Here is a 14170-nt window from a genome sequence, read left to right on the forward strand (position 1 = left end):
TCGCTCGAAAAGAAACCTCGTGCCTAAAAGCACGGGGCTTTTTTGTCTAGCAAAAACCGCTTGAACCAAGGTAACCACCTTCCGCTGATTCAAAACCCCACTAAGTCTTTCATGTCTGAATCCGAAGAATACATCACCGTATGCCAGCTCATGCGCACGCATGGCGTCAAAGGCTACATCAAGGCGATGCCGTTCACTCATGACATCAACCGTCATGAGATGCTTAAGGATGTGATGCTAAAGAAGACCAATGGTGAACAGGTCCAATTGACTCTGGAAGATTCCAGGCTTGCAAACAATCTGTGGTTACTCAAGTTCAAGGGGTACGATACGCCGGAATCCCTGGTACATTTCGTCAATGCAGACGTAATGATTCCCGAATCGGAGAGGCTCCCCGCCCCCGAAGGCGAATATTACCTGGACGATTTGGAAGGTTTCCGCGTAAAACTGGAAGATGGCCGCGACATTGGCGAAGTTCTTGAAGTCCAGGAACTGCCTACCGTGAACGCGTTTCACGTCAAGTTCGACGCCCCATTCCAGAGCGAATTTTCCGCAAAAACAATCCTCGCTCCCTGGATAGACGACTGTGTCTTGGACATAGACGAAGAAGGCAAGAGCATCAAGTTCAGCGCAGACTACTTAAAAAGCCTGTGCCCGGAGGAAAGGTGAAGATCGACTGCATCACCATCTTTCCCGAGATGTTCACTCCCATGAAGCAATCGATCATGGGTCGCGCCCAGAGCAAAGGCCTGATGGAATTCAACACCATCTTCCTGCGCGACTTTGCCATCAACGACTACGGCCAGGTAGACGACGTGCCCTACGGCGGCGAACCGGGAATGGTCCTGCGACCGGAACCGCTCGCCAACGCTATCCGCAGCACGGGAGTCAAGGAAGACGGCGGCAAGGTAATCTACCTTACAGCCGACGGAGTGCCGTTTACACACAAACTAGCGAAGGAACTTTCCAAGGAAAGCCACCTGGTACTGGTTTGCGGGCACTACAAGGGAATCGACGACCGCATCCGCCAGTCCGAGGTCGACTTGGAGATTTCTATCGGTGATTTTGTCGTGAGCGGGGGCGAACTGCCTGCCATGCTCGTGACCGACGCCGTCGTGAGACTCCTGGACGGAGCTCTCGGCAACAAGGAATCCGGTGAAACGGACTCTTTCGCCCAGGGCGTACTAGGATGGCCGGTCTATACTCGACCCGAAGTTTTTGAAGGAAAAAAGGTGCCCGAAGTGCTCTTATCGGGTCATCACGCGAACATTAAAGCCTGGAGGCGCCAAGAATCGTTAAAAAGAACGCAAGAAAGACGCCCAGACATCTTTAAAAATCTTGAAGAAGATACTAAATTTGGCATCAAATAAAAACGAGGTACACAAATGTCCCTGAACATTGAAGCAATCCATAACGAAAACTTGAAGACCGACCTTCCTGAACTCCGCGCTGGCGATACCGTCACCGTGAACGTGAAGGTGATCGAAGGCACCAAGGAACGTATCCAGCCGTTCAAGGGCGTCGTGATCCAGAAGAAGAACTCCGGTATTTCTGCAACTCTTACCGTCCGCAAGATGTCCGGTTCTGTGGCCGTGGAACGTATTTTCCCGCTCCACTCTCCCCGCATCGACTCTATCGTGCTTGACCGCCCGGGTAAGGTTCGCCAGTCTCGCATTTACTACATGCGCGACCTCCGCGGTAAGGCTGCACGTATCGACGAACGTCAGGCTTAATTAGCCCGAGGATTATGACCTCGCGTCAACAATTAATCCCGCCCACGCAAATGAGCGTGAAGGCGGGGTTTGTTGTTTATTCGCCTAAGAGCGAAGACCGGAGCATTGTCATTCTCGAAGAAGGCGAACTTATCGCCCGAGAAACCACTCCCCCCTATTCCATAGTCTTTACCATGCGACCGGGAGACCTGGTCGGTGTTGCCGCCTTGTTGGAACGGGAACCGTTCAAGTACGAACTTTCGGCAAGCAAGGATTCCCGCATTACCGTGGTGACCGAAGAATGCATGGAATCGGAACTCAAGCGGCTCCCCCTCTGGTTGCTAGCCCTGATCCGGAACCTTTCTGCAAAGACTCACCTGTTGAAGCGCGCCGCCATAGAAACCCGCGTACAGAACACCCTCAAGAGCCTTGCCGAATACCTGAGCCACAAACCCCAGGATACGGAATTCAACCTGGCAGAACTCATTCGCGAATTCTGTTTCTTGACCAAGATTTCTACCGCTACGGCCCAGGAAGATTTCAAATCGCTTTTACGCAGGCACCTGATCAAGCTTTCGCAAAAAGGTCAACGCATATTCTGCAAGATCACTGACCCGGAACTGTTGCACATCTTTACGGACTACATCCAGATTCAAGAAAGCGACATGGCCTTTGCGCCCTACAAGTTAAGCATTGTCCAAAAAAAGATTCTGGTCTTTTTATCGACCATGGAAGAATCCCCCGAAAAGACCGGCCCCGACTGGATTGCCTACATTCACGAAAAATTCCCCGATGCCGACGTCTCGCAATGGATTAATTTGTTGAAAATGGAATGGTTTGCGAAAAAAGACGCAAGCGATCCTGACTGCGATCTGTACAGCATCAATAAGAACAAGATTCAGTATTTCTTGAAAGCGCTACGCTACGAGACCAACATTCGAGGGGTGCTATGACGCTGGAAGAAGGACAGATTTTATTCCGCGAAGGGGATCCCGGCGAAAACCTTTATGTGGTCCGCGATGGCGAGCTGCAAGGCAAAAGCACCTTGGGCACGGCCATCAACACCTACGGCCCCGGAGCCTTAATTGGCGAGTTGGCTTTTCTTAAGCATGAACCCTACACCGAAACCATTACGGCAACCGAAGATTGCGAGCTGATTGAAATCACCCCAGACGCACTGGACGAATCTTTGGAGCAAGAGCCGGCCTGGTTTAAATCCATTATCACCTTCCTCACCGGCAGACTGCAAATTGCCGGCGAGAACAAGCGCAAGAGCGACAAGATCAAGGCCCTTCCGAGCCTGCTCTACATTTTGGATTCGGACCATTCGGTCAACGAAATTTCCAATAGCGTTCACAACCTCTTCAACATTTCAAAAGACTGCATCAACGAATTACTCCAAATTCTAGATGACCTTGAAATCCTGAAAATCCAGGGAACGCAAGTCCATGTCAAGAACAGGAATGTCGTACACCTCCTGTACGAATCCATTCTTTACCGTGCACGTTACAAGAAGACGCCCCCGCAGATTCTTTCGATGACGGAACAGATGGTTCTGAACGCCGTGATAAAGACGGTACACCAAAGCAATGAACCACTCAAGAACGGGGCATTCACCGTCAAGACAGATTCCCTGATGAAGGTTGCAAAGCGGGCCATGTTCGGAGCCACCCTCACCACACGCACAATGCTCCCGCTTTTGGAACGCAAACTGCTGAATGCATCCATTCCCTTGACCAAAGGCGACGTACTCCCCGAAATCGAAGCCATTCCGTCGTTCTCCGGCGATTTTGACACGATTCTCGACCTGATGGAACTGAACCGCATTTACCCGCTTTTGGACAAGAAGCTGGTGAAGTAGTTTGCTATATTTACACTCGTAAAATCAATTAACCCCTAGCAGGTAAAATCATGAAACTTTCTGCACTTCTCGTGACCCTTTCCTCCATTGCAGCCTTCGCCCAAGAAGCAGCTCCCGAACAGCAGCCGAGCGCCATTGGTAGCTTCTTGCCGCTTATCCTCTTGTTCGTGGTGATGTGGCTGTTCTTTATTCGCCCGAAGAATAAGGAAATGAAGAAGATGGAAGAAATGCGCAAGGCCCTCAAGAAGGGCGACAAGGTGATTACCACCGCCGGCATTATCGGTACCGTCACCAACATTGACGAAACCGCCACCACCATTACCGTGCGTACGGGTTCCACCACGCTCATCGACTTCGAAAAGTCTGCCATTCTCCGCGTTCTGAGCGCCGAAACCGCAGCCCCCGCTGCCAAGACCGATGAAAAGAAATAAGGAGTAGCCAATGGCACTTCTCCCCATCAGAACTTACGGTGACCCGGTGCTCCGCAAAAAATGCGAGCCCATCACCGAAATCACGCCTGAACTGCGTCAGCTTGCCAAGGACATGCTCGAGACCATGTACGATGCTCCGGGTTGCGGCCTTGCCGCTCCGCAGATTGGCAAGAACATCCGCCTGGTCGTAATCGACACCGCCATTCCCGGTGAAGAAGACCCGCGCCCTTACATCATGTTCAACCCGGAATGGGAAGCCGAACCTGATGCCAAGACCGTGCCCTACGACGAAGGATGCCTTTCGGTACCGGATATTTTCTGCAACGTCATGCGCCCCGACAAGGTGTGCGTGCGTTTCTTCGATATCAACGGCGAACCGCAGGAAATCCACAACTGCGATGGACTCTTCGGACGTTGCATTCAGCACGAAACGGACCACCTGAATGGGGATCTGTTCGTCGACAAGATTTCGACGGCAGACCGCACCATGAACCAGTCCAAGCTGAAGAAGATGGCCAAGGACACCCAGGCTAAGCTGAAGAAGAAGTAGAAACATTCAAAGTTCGAATGACACTTCAGTAGAGGTGTCATCTTGAGCGAAAGCTGTCATGCCGCACTTGTTGCGGCATCTCCTTTTTTAGGCAAAGAATAATTTGTATAATTACACCCGTAATGTCTTTTAAGCTTCCACTGATTTTTGCATTCACTTTCGGAATTTCGACTGCCTTTGCAGACGATGATTTCGATTTGCCCGATGACGTGCAAAAAGCGGAAGTGCCTACTAGCGTCGAAGATGTTCCGGATGGTCCAGTCAACTTCGCACCCATTGAAGCGACGACTACAAGCGAATCCGCTGTAGAACCAAGCACGTCATTGCGAGGAGCGAATGCGACGAAGCAATCCAAAGCAAGCAGCAACAAGGATTCTGTCCCCAATACGAATAGTCAACTTGGGAAGGAGATTCCCGCAAAGGACGAGGGAAAGACTTCGAAAGACGCGGTAACGGCTTCAGCTGAGAATGTTCGTTTTGACGAGGACAAGCCGGCGGCATTTAAAGCGCATAAAATCCCCGAGGAACTGGACAGGCCACTTCGCGTAGGGGTTTATACCGGCGTAAAAGAACTTTACCTGCTGTACCAAGGCGAAACGGTACATGTTACTCCCCGCGGCAAAATGGTGCGGTTCGAAGCCGACGGAAATTCCACCGAAGACATTTCGCACGAATTCAACAGCGAAGATGGCGGATGTCTATCGGTCGCCCCCGACAAGAAGAGTCTCGGCAAGGCATGCTACCCCGGAAGCATCATGTTCCGTACAGCAAACGGTAAGCTGGATGCCATTAACTCGGTAGATGTAGAAGATTACCTGCGTGGCGTTGTCCCCTACGAAATCGGGAAACTGGACAGCAGCCGTATAGAAGCCTTGAAGGCACAGGCCGTGGCTGCCCGCACTTACGCCTACAAGCATTTCAATAGCCGAGAATCCATGGGATTCGACGTTTACGCCGACACCAAGGACCAGGTATACAAGGGACTGGAATCGGCAACGCCTTTGACCGATGCAGCCGTAAAGGCAACAGCAGGCGTGGTGATGACTTATGGTGGAGAATTCATTATCGCCTACTACCATTCCACTTGCGGTGGCGTTACCGAAACGCTAGCGACCTGGAACCGCCCTGACCTTCCGTATTTGCAAAGTAAGCCGGACAAGCGCCCCAATGGCAAGCCCTGGTGCGATGAATCCAGCTACATCAAGTGGGAACGCCGCTTTGCAGACAAAGAAATTGCTAAGCTGTTCAAGTCGAACGTGGGTGAAGCCAAGGCCACCTTCAGCGAAGCGAAAGGGGCCGATTTCAAGAAGGTCAAGTCCATCAAGATTAAAGACAAGCTTAAGAGCGGGCGCATCATGACTCTCCGCGTCGAAACCGACAAGGAGCATTTCGATGTGCTTACCGACCGCACCCGCTGGCTATTCAAGAAGGCCGGCACCATACTCCCCTCCTCTTTCTTTACCGTTAAAAAGGAAGGCAAGGAATGGGTGCTTACCGGTACCGGATTCGGGCACGGCGTGGGCATGTGCCAAATGGGAGTGCGGGCTCGTGCCCAGGCCGGTCAAAGCTACCAGGAAATTTTAAGCCACTATTACCCGGGAATCACCCTGGAAAAATTTGAGCGGTAAGGCGATGGAAAGCGCCGACAACAAGCCGCTTTTAGCTGTGATTAGCCAAGGTTGCGCAGCCAACTTTGGCGACGGCGAAAAGATTGCCCGGATATTCGCAGATGCATACCGCGTTGTATTCGGAATGCCTAAAGACGCAACAAGCAAAAGTGGCGCAGAAAAGCCCGACGCCTTCGTGCTGAATGTATGTACCGTCAAGGGGAATGCGGGCGCACTCAAGTTGTTGCGCGAAGCCCTAAGCACGGCCCCCGATGCAAAGCTATTTATTACGGGCTGTGCGCCCAGGGACTTTAGGGAAGAAGTCGCAAAGATAACCGATAAGGTTGTATTTACAAACCTTAAAGATTTGGCAATGGATCGCCACGCCCCTAACGGAGCTCGCGATGACGTATTTTTACTGACGTCATTGCGAGGAGCGCAAGCGACGAAGCAATCCACATATACGCTGCGAGAGTCACCGCTGGTGGGTATCGTGAACATCGAAGAAGGCTGTCTGGATGCCTGCGCCTATTGCTCCACAAGGCTCGTGAAAGGACGTTTGCACAGCTACCCTGCCACAAACATCATCCAGCAAGTAAAGCGTCTTGTAAGCGACGGCTGTGTCGAAATCCAATTAACAGGCCAAGACTGCGGCTGTTACGGATTCGATACCGACACAAACCTTGCCGAACTGGTGCAACAGATTTTGACCGAAGTCCCCGGCAACTACAAGATGCGCCTTGGCATGGGAAACCCGCGGCACATGTTGCGCTACCTGGATTCGCTATTAGAATGTTTTAACGACGAACGTGTCTACAAGTTCATTCACCTGCCCGTGCAAAGCGGAAGCGATTCCGTGCTTAAGGCCATGAACCGCAAGCACAATGTAGAAGACTACATCGAGCTTGCGAACGCCTTCAACAGCAAGTACCCCCTATTCACCTTAAGTACCGATTTGATTGTCGGATTTCCAGGCGAATCGGAGCAAGATTTTCAAGACACCTTGGATGTGCTGCAAAAGACCCGCCCCACGGTCTGCAATATCACCCGATTCGTGGCACGCCCAAACACCCCCGCCTTCAACATGCAAGGCGCCGTTTCCGACGAAATTAAACATGTGCGCTCCGCCGCCCTTGCCGAAGCCTTCCAGAAGATAGCCTCCGAAAATAACACCCGCTGGATTGGTCAAACCGAAACCGTCGTCATCGAGAAGCCCGGCTACCGCAAGGGCACTTACATCGCCCGGAACGCCGCCTACCGCCCCGTGGCCATCAGCAGCGAAACACCGCTACAGCCTGGCGAACGGTTCACCGTCACCATCACTGACGCCGAACCCTTCGCTTTAATCGGCTCGTTCAAGAACAACTAGAAATGTATGGAATCCCGACGCCAACGGTGCCAGGATGACTCCTAAGAAAAAAAGCCCCCGCTTTCAGCAGGGGCAAATTCTTTTTAGAAGGCGGATTACTTCTTCTTGTTACGACGATAACCAAGCCTGTAGGTGTCGTTGGAGCGGCTGTACGAAATCGTACCATCCTGCGGCATCGAACCCACCATCACGCAAGGAACGTAGTCTTCTTGCACGAAGGTAACCTGGTAAATATAGGGACCCGTTGCAAGCAGACGACCGCTCTGAGAAACCGGGTAAACCTTAGCCGTAATCCATGCAGCGCCAGTTTCACCATACAAGGGGTTCTGGCAGCTCTTCGGGTGAGTCGTCTTTGCAGCACCACCAAGAGCTTCGCTCAGCATATCGATTGTCACCACCTGCTGGTACTGGTTCACAAAGTGACCCAGATGGTCAAAGATGCGGATGTTCAAACGGAACGGGCCAGCCACCGGATATGCGATACTGACGCAGCTTTCGTTGGAACCGTCACCATTACCATAGCACAATCCGGTAGAACCGCTATTCTGACCGCCAACAAACGTTGTGGGGGTAGAACCATACACCTGGGAGGATCCATTGACAAAGGCTGCAGAGAAGTCTCTCTTGAATTCGTTCTTCAAATCCAGCGGGTTACCACCCACGCCACAAGATCCCGGTCCAAGACCGCAATCAAGGGGAATAGGAGTAATCTGCAAGTCAGCCGTAGCATTCAAAGGCAACTTGCCGTCATTGTTCTTGGCAATTTCAGTCAACCTGTTAGACTGATTCGTAAAGTCCGGACGGTCAATCAAGCTATCCAGCGAGAACGTAGCAATCTTTGTATTCGGGATAAACTGGGTAACAGCCCATTCGTCCAAGCTATTGGGAGGACCAACCACACCCTTGCCAGAAGTAGACATAACTGTGAACGTCATCAAGGAGCTCCAGTTTGCCAACTGTTGCCACAAATTATCCATAGCATAGTTGTCATCAACTTTTCCATTGCCGAAAAGTTCTTCGTTATACTGATAGTTAAAGGCAATCTTGTCATTGGCGACAATACCCGAAGGAACACGATTGCCCTGCAAATCACGCAGTTCACCCATAAAGTCGTACTGCACGCCAGCAGCACCTTCGTTTTGGCCTTGAATTACATCATAGATGTAGAATCCATAAACAACCTTTGTCGGAACACCATTCACTTCTTCTTCGCGAACAATGATAATAGCCGGCGCACCACTACTCTTTAAGCTATTCAGGGTGTTTTCATCCAGCGGAGTATTCAAATTCATACTCACCTTCTGGTTACCGTTTTCATCAACAGTCACAAGGGCACTAGAAATAGCCGGCTGACCATAGCGGGTCGCAGCAATTTCAGCAAGAGACGTACGAATCAAGATGTTAGAACCATCCGTCTGGCGGTCTGCATAGAAGAAGTGCAAATGGTGCCAGGTATTATCAGCCCAACCCGTAGCATCCGACGCGCCTTCGCAGTTCGTATAGCCAGACAAAGGTTCACCAGCATGGCAACCATGATTGTTCTGGGCAAGAGTCTGAATATTCACACTACCCGGAGCAGAAAGGTGCGTACCGCCCAAGTCAACAGCAAGCACACCATCCACGAAAATCCACATGTCATCGTCACCAGCAAATTCAAACACTTCAGGAGCCGGGCTCTGGTTTGAAACACGGTACTTGAACTTGGCATAGCCCATCATCGTAAATGCGTAGTTACGAAGGTGAAGTTTCGGCAAAGTTGTAGCGGTAGCAGCAAACTCATCATGATTTCTTATAACAGTCTCGCTCTGGTTCATCTTTCCTTTTACAGCCAGATCATTTGCGAGATTATAATATCTGTCAAAGCCCGACAGATAACTATTATAGGCGTTAAGAGCGGCATCATCATTTTTGGGGCCACCATTAGCAAGCCAGGCTGCACACAGAACAAAAGTTTTGTTTTTCTTATAATCAGTCTGAGTCACAGCATACTGATATTCATAGGGCGGGCAGAAAATGGAAAAGGACTGCGGGCCAAACTGTTCGCACTTTTTGTTAGGCTGAACATCAGGAACACATTGTCTTGGGCCAACCCATTCCATCGTAGCCGGATTAATGGAATCCAGTGGCGAATATCCACCATTATTATAGTTATAGTCGAAAACGAAATAATTGGTATTACCGTCTCTCGGAATATCCAATGTCATATTCGTTCTCAAATTCTGCCCTTCGACATCGGAATACCATTGGTCAAAATACTGGTTATCGCAAAGTTCAGCGGCTTTTACAATATGCACGCCATCGTACATATCATACTCACCATCAACGGGATCGTCAAACTTCAAATAAGTTTGCACCATTCCAGGAGTGTAATAAACCGGATTTGCCCACGCCGTTGCATTTCCCTGGCAAACAAAACCTCTGACATCTCCCTGCACCTGCTTATAACCACGCTGCGTAATTCCACCAACAGTCGAGTTTTGACATTCACCATATTCCAATTCAGCAGAAGCCGAAGACGTTCTTCTCAAATATTGAGGTAAAGCATCATTCGGAACCATCGGAAGACCATCCTGGCCAATCAAGGCACCCGTCTTTGATTCCTTGTTACCGCAAGTTTTATGATACTGATCCTGCTTGGCAAACCAATCTGAATTATAGCCCTGCGTATTCAAAGCAACGCCATTTACATTATAGTTATAGATTTTATTCAGCGATACAACAGCTTCTTCCGAAAAGTTTTCAAAATCAGGATGGCTCGGACGGAAGTCGCGAATCACGATATCCAACTGTCTAAAATCATCCGAACCAGCAGCATATAACATCGAAGTACAACCAATTAATACTCCGATGACGCTCTTACTATTTTTTCCAAACAGATTCATAATTTTCCAATCTCCACACCTATGGCTAGGTTTAGAATATTCCACCCTAAATATAACCCTTTTTTTCCCATTTATTATATTTTTTATTGTGAAAATTCCTTTAAAAAAGCCATTTGCAGAATGTCCGTGCCCCAGAGCACTTATTTTTTGCTTCCTGGCGGAACATTCTATCACAAAATCCCCATGGTTCCGTTTAAATTTCTAAATAATGGCACAGAATGACGTTTTCGACTCTCTTTACCATCGTGATTGCGCTCGTGCTTCTACGCATTTTTTGGTTAAAAATCAAGGATGTGAGCATGAAAAGCGAATCTTTCAAGAATCTCCCGGCCAAAGACCAGCTTTCGGTCTTGAAAGAATGTCTTTTGAACAACCCTACTGCCACAAATTTGCAGAATTTAAAGGAATTCTCCGAAAAACAGGGCATAAGTCTCGTTATCGAATCTTACAGGCCCTTCCTTAAAAAACAGCAGGACCTGAGCCGCCGTAAAGACGCCCTTGCCGAGGACAACGAACTTTTTACCGCCGAAGCTGAATGGATCGACCAAATCAAGCCCCTGGAATTCGAAGAAGCCAAATTGGCCAAGCAAGAAAACCGGCATGAAGACTATATCTTACGCTCGCTGGAAGGAATCGCCAAACTCTATTCGGACACATCCATTTTAAGCGAACTAGCAGCCCTAGTTCAGGATTATCCCAAAGCCGAGCAAATTGCCCAGGGATACCGCAACCTTATGGACTTGCGGGACCACAGTGGTGCCGACGACGAATCGCTGAAAAAATTACGCATTGCCAAGGAAGCTTGGGAAAAAGACCTTTTGCAAGTGGACGTTGAATCGTGATTCTACTGGTCGCCGAAAAACCGTCTGTCGCAAACCAACACTACCGCCCCATGCTGGAACGGCTGGAGGGTGAAAAATTCACCCAAGGCGACGGTTGCCTCATCGGCAAGAACCACTGCATTACCTGGTGCGTAGGTCACTTGATCACCCTTGCACCCTTGGACGCCTACCCCGGCTTTGAAGGGGGCTGGCGACTTTCGAATTTGCCCCTGTTGCCCGAAAAGTTCCGACTCATGGAAATCGAAAGCACCAAGAAACAGCTAAACGTGGTGCGACAGATGATGGAACAGGCAGACGTACTGGTGAACGGCGCGGATGCGGGTCGCGAAGGTAACCTGATTTTCGACCTGGTTCTAGACTACACCCCCGCCTTTAAACAAAAGACCATCAAACGCCTGTGGGTGAACAGCTATGTGGCCAAGGATTTGGACAAGGCCTGGAAAAACCTGGAGGACGCCACCCAGCGCCTAAATTTGAGCTACGCAGCCCGTTTAAGGCAACGCGCCGACTGGATGGTGGGTCTCAACGCCACGAGAGCCTACACGCTTACCGCAGGCCGAGGCAAGATGATTTCGGTAGGACGCGTGCAGACTCCCACTCTCAACTTGATTGTGGAACGCGATACGATTGTGGAACAATTCAAGGAACTGTTCTACTACAGCGTCGTAGGGACTTGGAAAAACTACCAGGCCCAATATGTAGTCGAAGATAAAGAATCCGGCGCCAAGACCGGAAATACGGGAAACCTCAAGGTCGCCGTCTTTGAGAAAGAAGCTGCAGCGAATGCGGTAGTAACACGATGCAATCCGCCAACAGAAGCGACCATCGCAAAGATTGACACCCAGCAAAAAAAACAGTTCCCGCAAAAGCCCTTTGACTTGACCGAACTGCAAAAAGAGGGCAACAAGCGTTTTAAATACAGCGCCCAGCAAGTTCTGGACTGTGCACAGAACCTGTACGAAAAGAAACTGCTCACCTACCCCCGTACCGACTCGCAGTATCTGCCCGACACCATGCAGCAAGAGGCCTACGCCCTGGCGCAAAGGCTGGCAACGCCCGAGCAGAAAAACATCATGCGAGATGTCGGGGAAAATTTCGTCTTTATCAATTCCAGCAAGGTGACCGACCACTTTGCCATTATCCCCACCGGCGAAGTTCCCAACGACCTGCCCGAAATGGAGCAGAAGATTTACGACCTGGCCAAGGAGCGTTTTGTTCAAGCGTGGCTGAAGCCGTACGTGTGGGACGAAATGGAAGTGTTGCTCAACGCAGAAAAAGACATTTTCCGTTTAAAGCTCAAGCGCAACGAAGATCTAGGATTCCGAGCCCTTGTCAAGGAAGAAAAGAAAAAGGGCAAAAAGAAAAAGGGGGATTCCGGTGCAGAGGCCGGAGCGGAATCCGACAAGGCAAACGCAACCGATGACGCCAAGGGCGATAGCGACGAAATTACAAACCTGGTCGAAGCATTCCCGGAATGGGCTGTCGGCGAACATGCGCCTTTTGACAGCGTAGAGCTTCAAAAGAAAAAGAAGAGCAAGCCCAAGTATTACACCGAAGCTACCCTTTTGGCCGCCATGAAGACCGCCGGCAAGCAGATCGAAAACGAAGAACTTGCCGAAGCCATGAAGGACCGCGGCTTGGGTACGCCGGCCACACAGGCTGGCATTATCGAAACCCTCAAGAAACGCGGATTCATTGAAGCCCAAAAGAATTACCTGGTGAGTACCCCCCGCGGTCGCGAAGTCATTTCGCTCATGGACGAAAAAGTCAAGTCTCCCGAAATGACCGGCGAATGGGAATACAAGCTTTCACAGGTGGAAAAGGGAACCCTTACGCCGGTGGAATTCCGCGACGGAATCGTCGAATATGTAAAGCAGCTGTTCGCCGACTTACACGCGCGATACGGCTGCCAGTTCGAGCGCGAAACCGTGACCGAGGCCATCCCCTGCCCTAAGTGCGGGAGCGCGCTCGAAGTAGCCCCCTGGGGCTACGTGTGCCCCAAAGCCGAATGCGGATTCAAGATCGGGCACACCCTGGCAGGCAAGATGCTTTCTCATTCCGAAATGAAGACGCTCCTTGCCGAAGGCCACGTTGGCCCCATTGCCGGTTTCAAGAGCAAGAAAGGCACCGAGTTTGCAGCGAAGCTTTCTATCGATAAAGATTTCAACATCCAGTTTGAATTCGAAAGCGACGGCAAATTCCACGGTCAAAAGACAGAATACAAGTGCCCCCTTTGCGGAGCCGCTCTTGAAGAAAACAAGAACGCCATATTCTGCACCGGCACTCACGAAGGCGCCGACTGCAAATTCACGCTGTTTAAAACGATTGCCGGACACACCCTTACTGCAAGCGAAATCAACGAGCTCTTTACTAACGGCCGCACGCCCCTGATTCAGGATTTCAAGAGCAAGAAGGGGACCGAATTCGCCGCTAGCCTTAAATGGGGCGAAGGCGCCGACAAGGGCCGCACCACCTTTGAATTCTTGCATAGGAACCTCCCCTGCCCCGTTTGCGGAGACCAGCTGCGATTCCGCACCGGAACATCGGGCCAAGGCACAAACGAGGCCACCCACGCCGCTTACGTGTGCATGAATCCGCAATGCGGTTTTGGAATTCCGCAGGTATTCTACCAGCGGAAATTTACCGACGAAGAAGTAGAAGGTTTACTCAAGAACAAACTAACGCCAGTCCTTGAACCGTTCAAGAAGAACGACATCATCTTCCGCGCCGCCCTCGAGATCCGCGACGGCGGCAAGCTGGCCTTTAACAAGCTGACCGTCGAAGTCATTGAAACTTCATCCAAATAAATCTACTATGGATTGCTTCGGGGCAAAGCCCCTCGCAATGACGTAGCCTCAACCTTTGTCTTTTGTAAAAAGACAAATTCGTAAGGCGAGTGAAGCGGCAATGCTTGCA

Annotated in this window: 12 protein-coding genes; 11 read left to right on the forward strand and 1 reads right to left on the reverse strand. The window is 50.5% G+C overall.

The window, feature by feature from the left end:
- Window positions 1-42 precede the first annotated feature (42 nt).
- From rimM to ACJMNB_RS06125, 9 genes are all read left to right on the forward strand, one after another.
- Window positions 43-669, forward strand: coding sequence for a ribosome maturation factor RimM (gene rimM, locus ACJMNB_RS06085; protein ID WP_405340028.1), 627 nt, complete (start codon window positions 43-45; stop codon window positions 667-669).
- Window positions 666-1370, forward strand: coding sequence for a tRNA (guanosine(37)-N1)-methyltransferase TrmD (gene trmD, locus ACJMNB_RS06090; RefSeq protein WP_405340031.1), 705 nt, complete (start codon window positions 666-668; stop codon window positions 1368-1370). The genes rimM and trmD overlap by 4 nt, the downstream gene beginning before the upstream one ends.
- Before the next feature lie 15 nt (window positions 1371-1385).
- Window positions 1386-1733, forward strand: a complete 348-nt coding sequence (gene rplS / locus ACJMNB_RS06095) for a 50S ribosomal protein L19 (protein ID WP_297700928.1) — start codon at window positions 1386-1388, stop codon at window positions 1731-1733.
- Window positions 1734-1747: 14 nt separating this feature from the next.
- A complete protein-coding gene (locus ACJMNB_RS06100; RefSeq protein ID WP_405340034.1) occupies window positions 1748-2665 on the forward strand; it encodes a cyclic nucleotide-binding domain-containing protein in 918 nt (305 codons plus the stop codon).
- Complete coding sequence (locus ACJMNB_RS06105; RefSeq protein ID WP_405340037.1) at window positions 2662-3573, forward strand: Crp/Fnr family transcriptional regulator; 912 nt, start codon at window positions 2662-2664, stop codon at window positions 3571-3573. Before ACJMNB_RS06100 ends, ACJMNB_RS06105 begins: the two co-directional genes overlap by 4 nt.
- A 50-nt stretch (window positions 3574-3623) precedes the next feature.
- The gene (gene yajC / locus ACJMNB_RS06110) at window positions 3624-4004 is read left to right on the forward strand and encodes a preprotein translocase subunit YajC (RefSeq protein ID WP_405340040.1); all 381 of its coding nucleotides are present in this window, start codon (window positions 3624-3626) and stop codon (window positions 4002-4004) included.
- A gap of 10 nt (window positions 4005-4014) precedes the next feature.
- On the forward strand, window positions 4015-4554 hold the full coding sequence (gene def / locus ACJMNB_RS06115; RefSeq protein WP_405340043.1) for a peptide deformylase: 540 nt from the start codon (window positions 4015-4017) through the stop codon (window positions 4552-4554).
- A gap of 122 nt (window positions 4555-4676) precedes the next feature.
- The gene (locus tag ACJMNB_RS06120; protein WP_405340046.1) at window positions 4677-6182 is read left to right on the forward strand and encodes a SpoIID/LytB domain-containing protein; all 1506 of its coding nucleotides are present in this window, start codon (window positions 4677-4679) and stop codon (window positions 6180-6182) included.
- Between the two features lie 4 nt (window positions 6183-6186).
- Window positions 6187-7530: a tRNA (N(6)-L-threonylcarbamoyladenosine(37)-C(2))-methylthiotransferase gene (locus tag ACJMNB_RS06125; RefSeq protein ID WP_405340049.1), complete on the forward strand. Its 1344-nt coding sequence runs from the start codon at window positions 6187-6189 to the stop codon at window positions 7528-7530.
- 95 nt (window positions 7531-7625) lie between these two features.
- Here the strand turns inward: ACJMNB_RS06125 and ACJMNB_RS06130 are convergent, their stop codons facing one another.
- Complete coding sequence (locus ACJMNB_RS06130; RefSeq protein ID WP_405340052.1) at window positions 7626-10412, reverse strand: fibro-slime domain-containing protein; 2787 nt, start codon at window positions 10410-10412, stop codon at window positions 7626-7628.
- 218 nt (window positions 10413-10630) lie between these two features.
- Between ACJMNB_RS06130 and ACJMNB_RS06135 the strand changes: the two genes are divergently transcribed.
- On the forward strand, window positions 10631-11254 hold the full coding sequence (locus tag ACJMNB_RS06135; protein ID WP_405340055.1) for a hypothetical protein: 624 nt from the start codon (window positions 10631-10633) through the stop codon (window positions 11252-11254).
- Complete coding sequence (locus ACJMNB_RS06140; protein ID WP_405340058.1) at window positions 11251-14061, forward strand: DNA topoisomerase; 2811 nt, start codon at window positions 11251-11253, stop codon at window positions 14059-14061. The genes ACJMNB_RS06135 and ACJMNB_RS06140 overlap by 4 nt, the downstream gene beginning before the upstream one ends.
- Window positions 14062-14170 lie beyond the last annotated feature (109 nt).

It is taken from the genome of Fibrobacter sp. (assembly GCF_045131395.1).
Taxonomy (GTDB): Bacteria; Fibrobacterota; Fibrobacteria; order Fibrobacterales; family Fibrobacteraceae; genus Fibrobacter.

Bases quoted from the DNA above. Each gene is read 5' to 3' on its own strand.
- yajC (WP_405340040.1), top strand. From the start codon at position 3,624: ATGAAACTTTCTGCACTTCTCGTGACCCTTTCCTCCATTGCAGCCTTC.
- rplS (WP_297700928.1), top strand. From the start codon at position 1,386: ATGTCCCTGAACATTGAAGCAATCCATAACGAAAACTTGAAGACCGAC.
- ACJMNB_RS06105 (WP_405340037.1), top strand. From the start codon at position 2,662: ATGACGCTGGAAGAAGGACAGATTTTATTCCGCGAAGGGGATCCCGGC.
- ACJMNB_RS06125 (WP_405340049.1), top strand. From the start codon at position 6,187: ATGGAAAGCGCCGACAACAAGCCGCTTTTAGCTGTGATTAGCCAAGGT.
- ACJMNB_RS06135 (WP_405340055.1), top strand. From the start codon at position 10,631: ATGACGTTTTCGACTCTCTTTACCATCGTGATTGCGCTCGTGCTTCTA.
- ACJMNB_RS06120 (WP_405340046.1), top strand. From the start codon at position 4,677: ATGTCTTTTAAGCTTCCACTGATTTTTGCATTCACTTTCGGAATTTCG.
- def (WP_405340043.1), top strand. From the start codon at position 4,015: ATGGCACTTCTCCCCATCAGAACTTACGGTGACCCGGTGCTCCGCAAA.
- ACJMNB_RS06130 (WP_405340052.1), bottom strand. From the start codon at position 10,412: ATGAATCTGTTTGGAAAAAATAGTAAGAGCGTCATCGGAGTATTAATT.
- ACJMNB_RS06100 (WP_405340034.1), top strand. From the start codon at position 1,748: ATGACCTCGCGTCAACAATTAATCCCGCCCACGCAAATGAGCGTGAAG.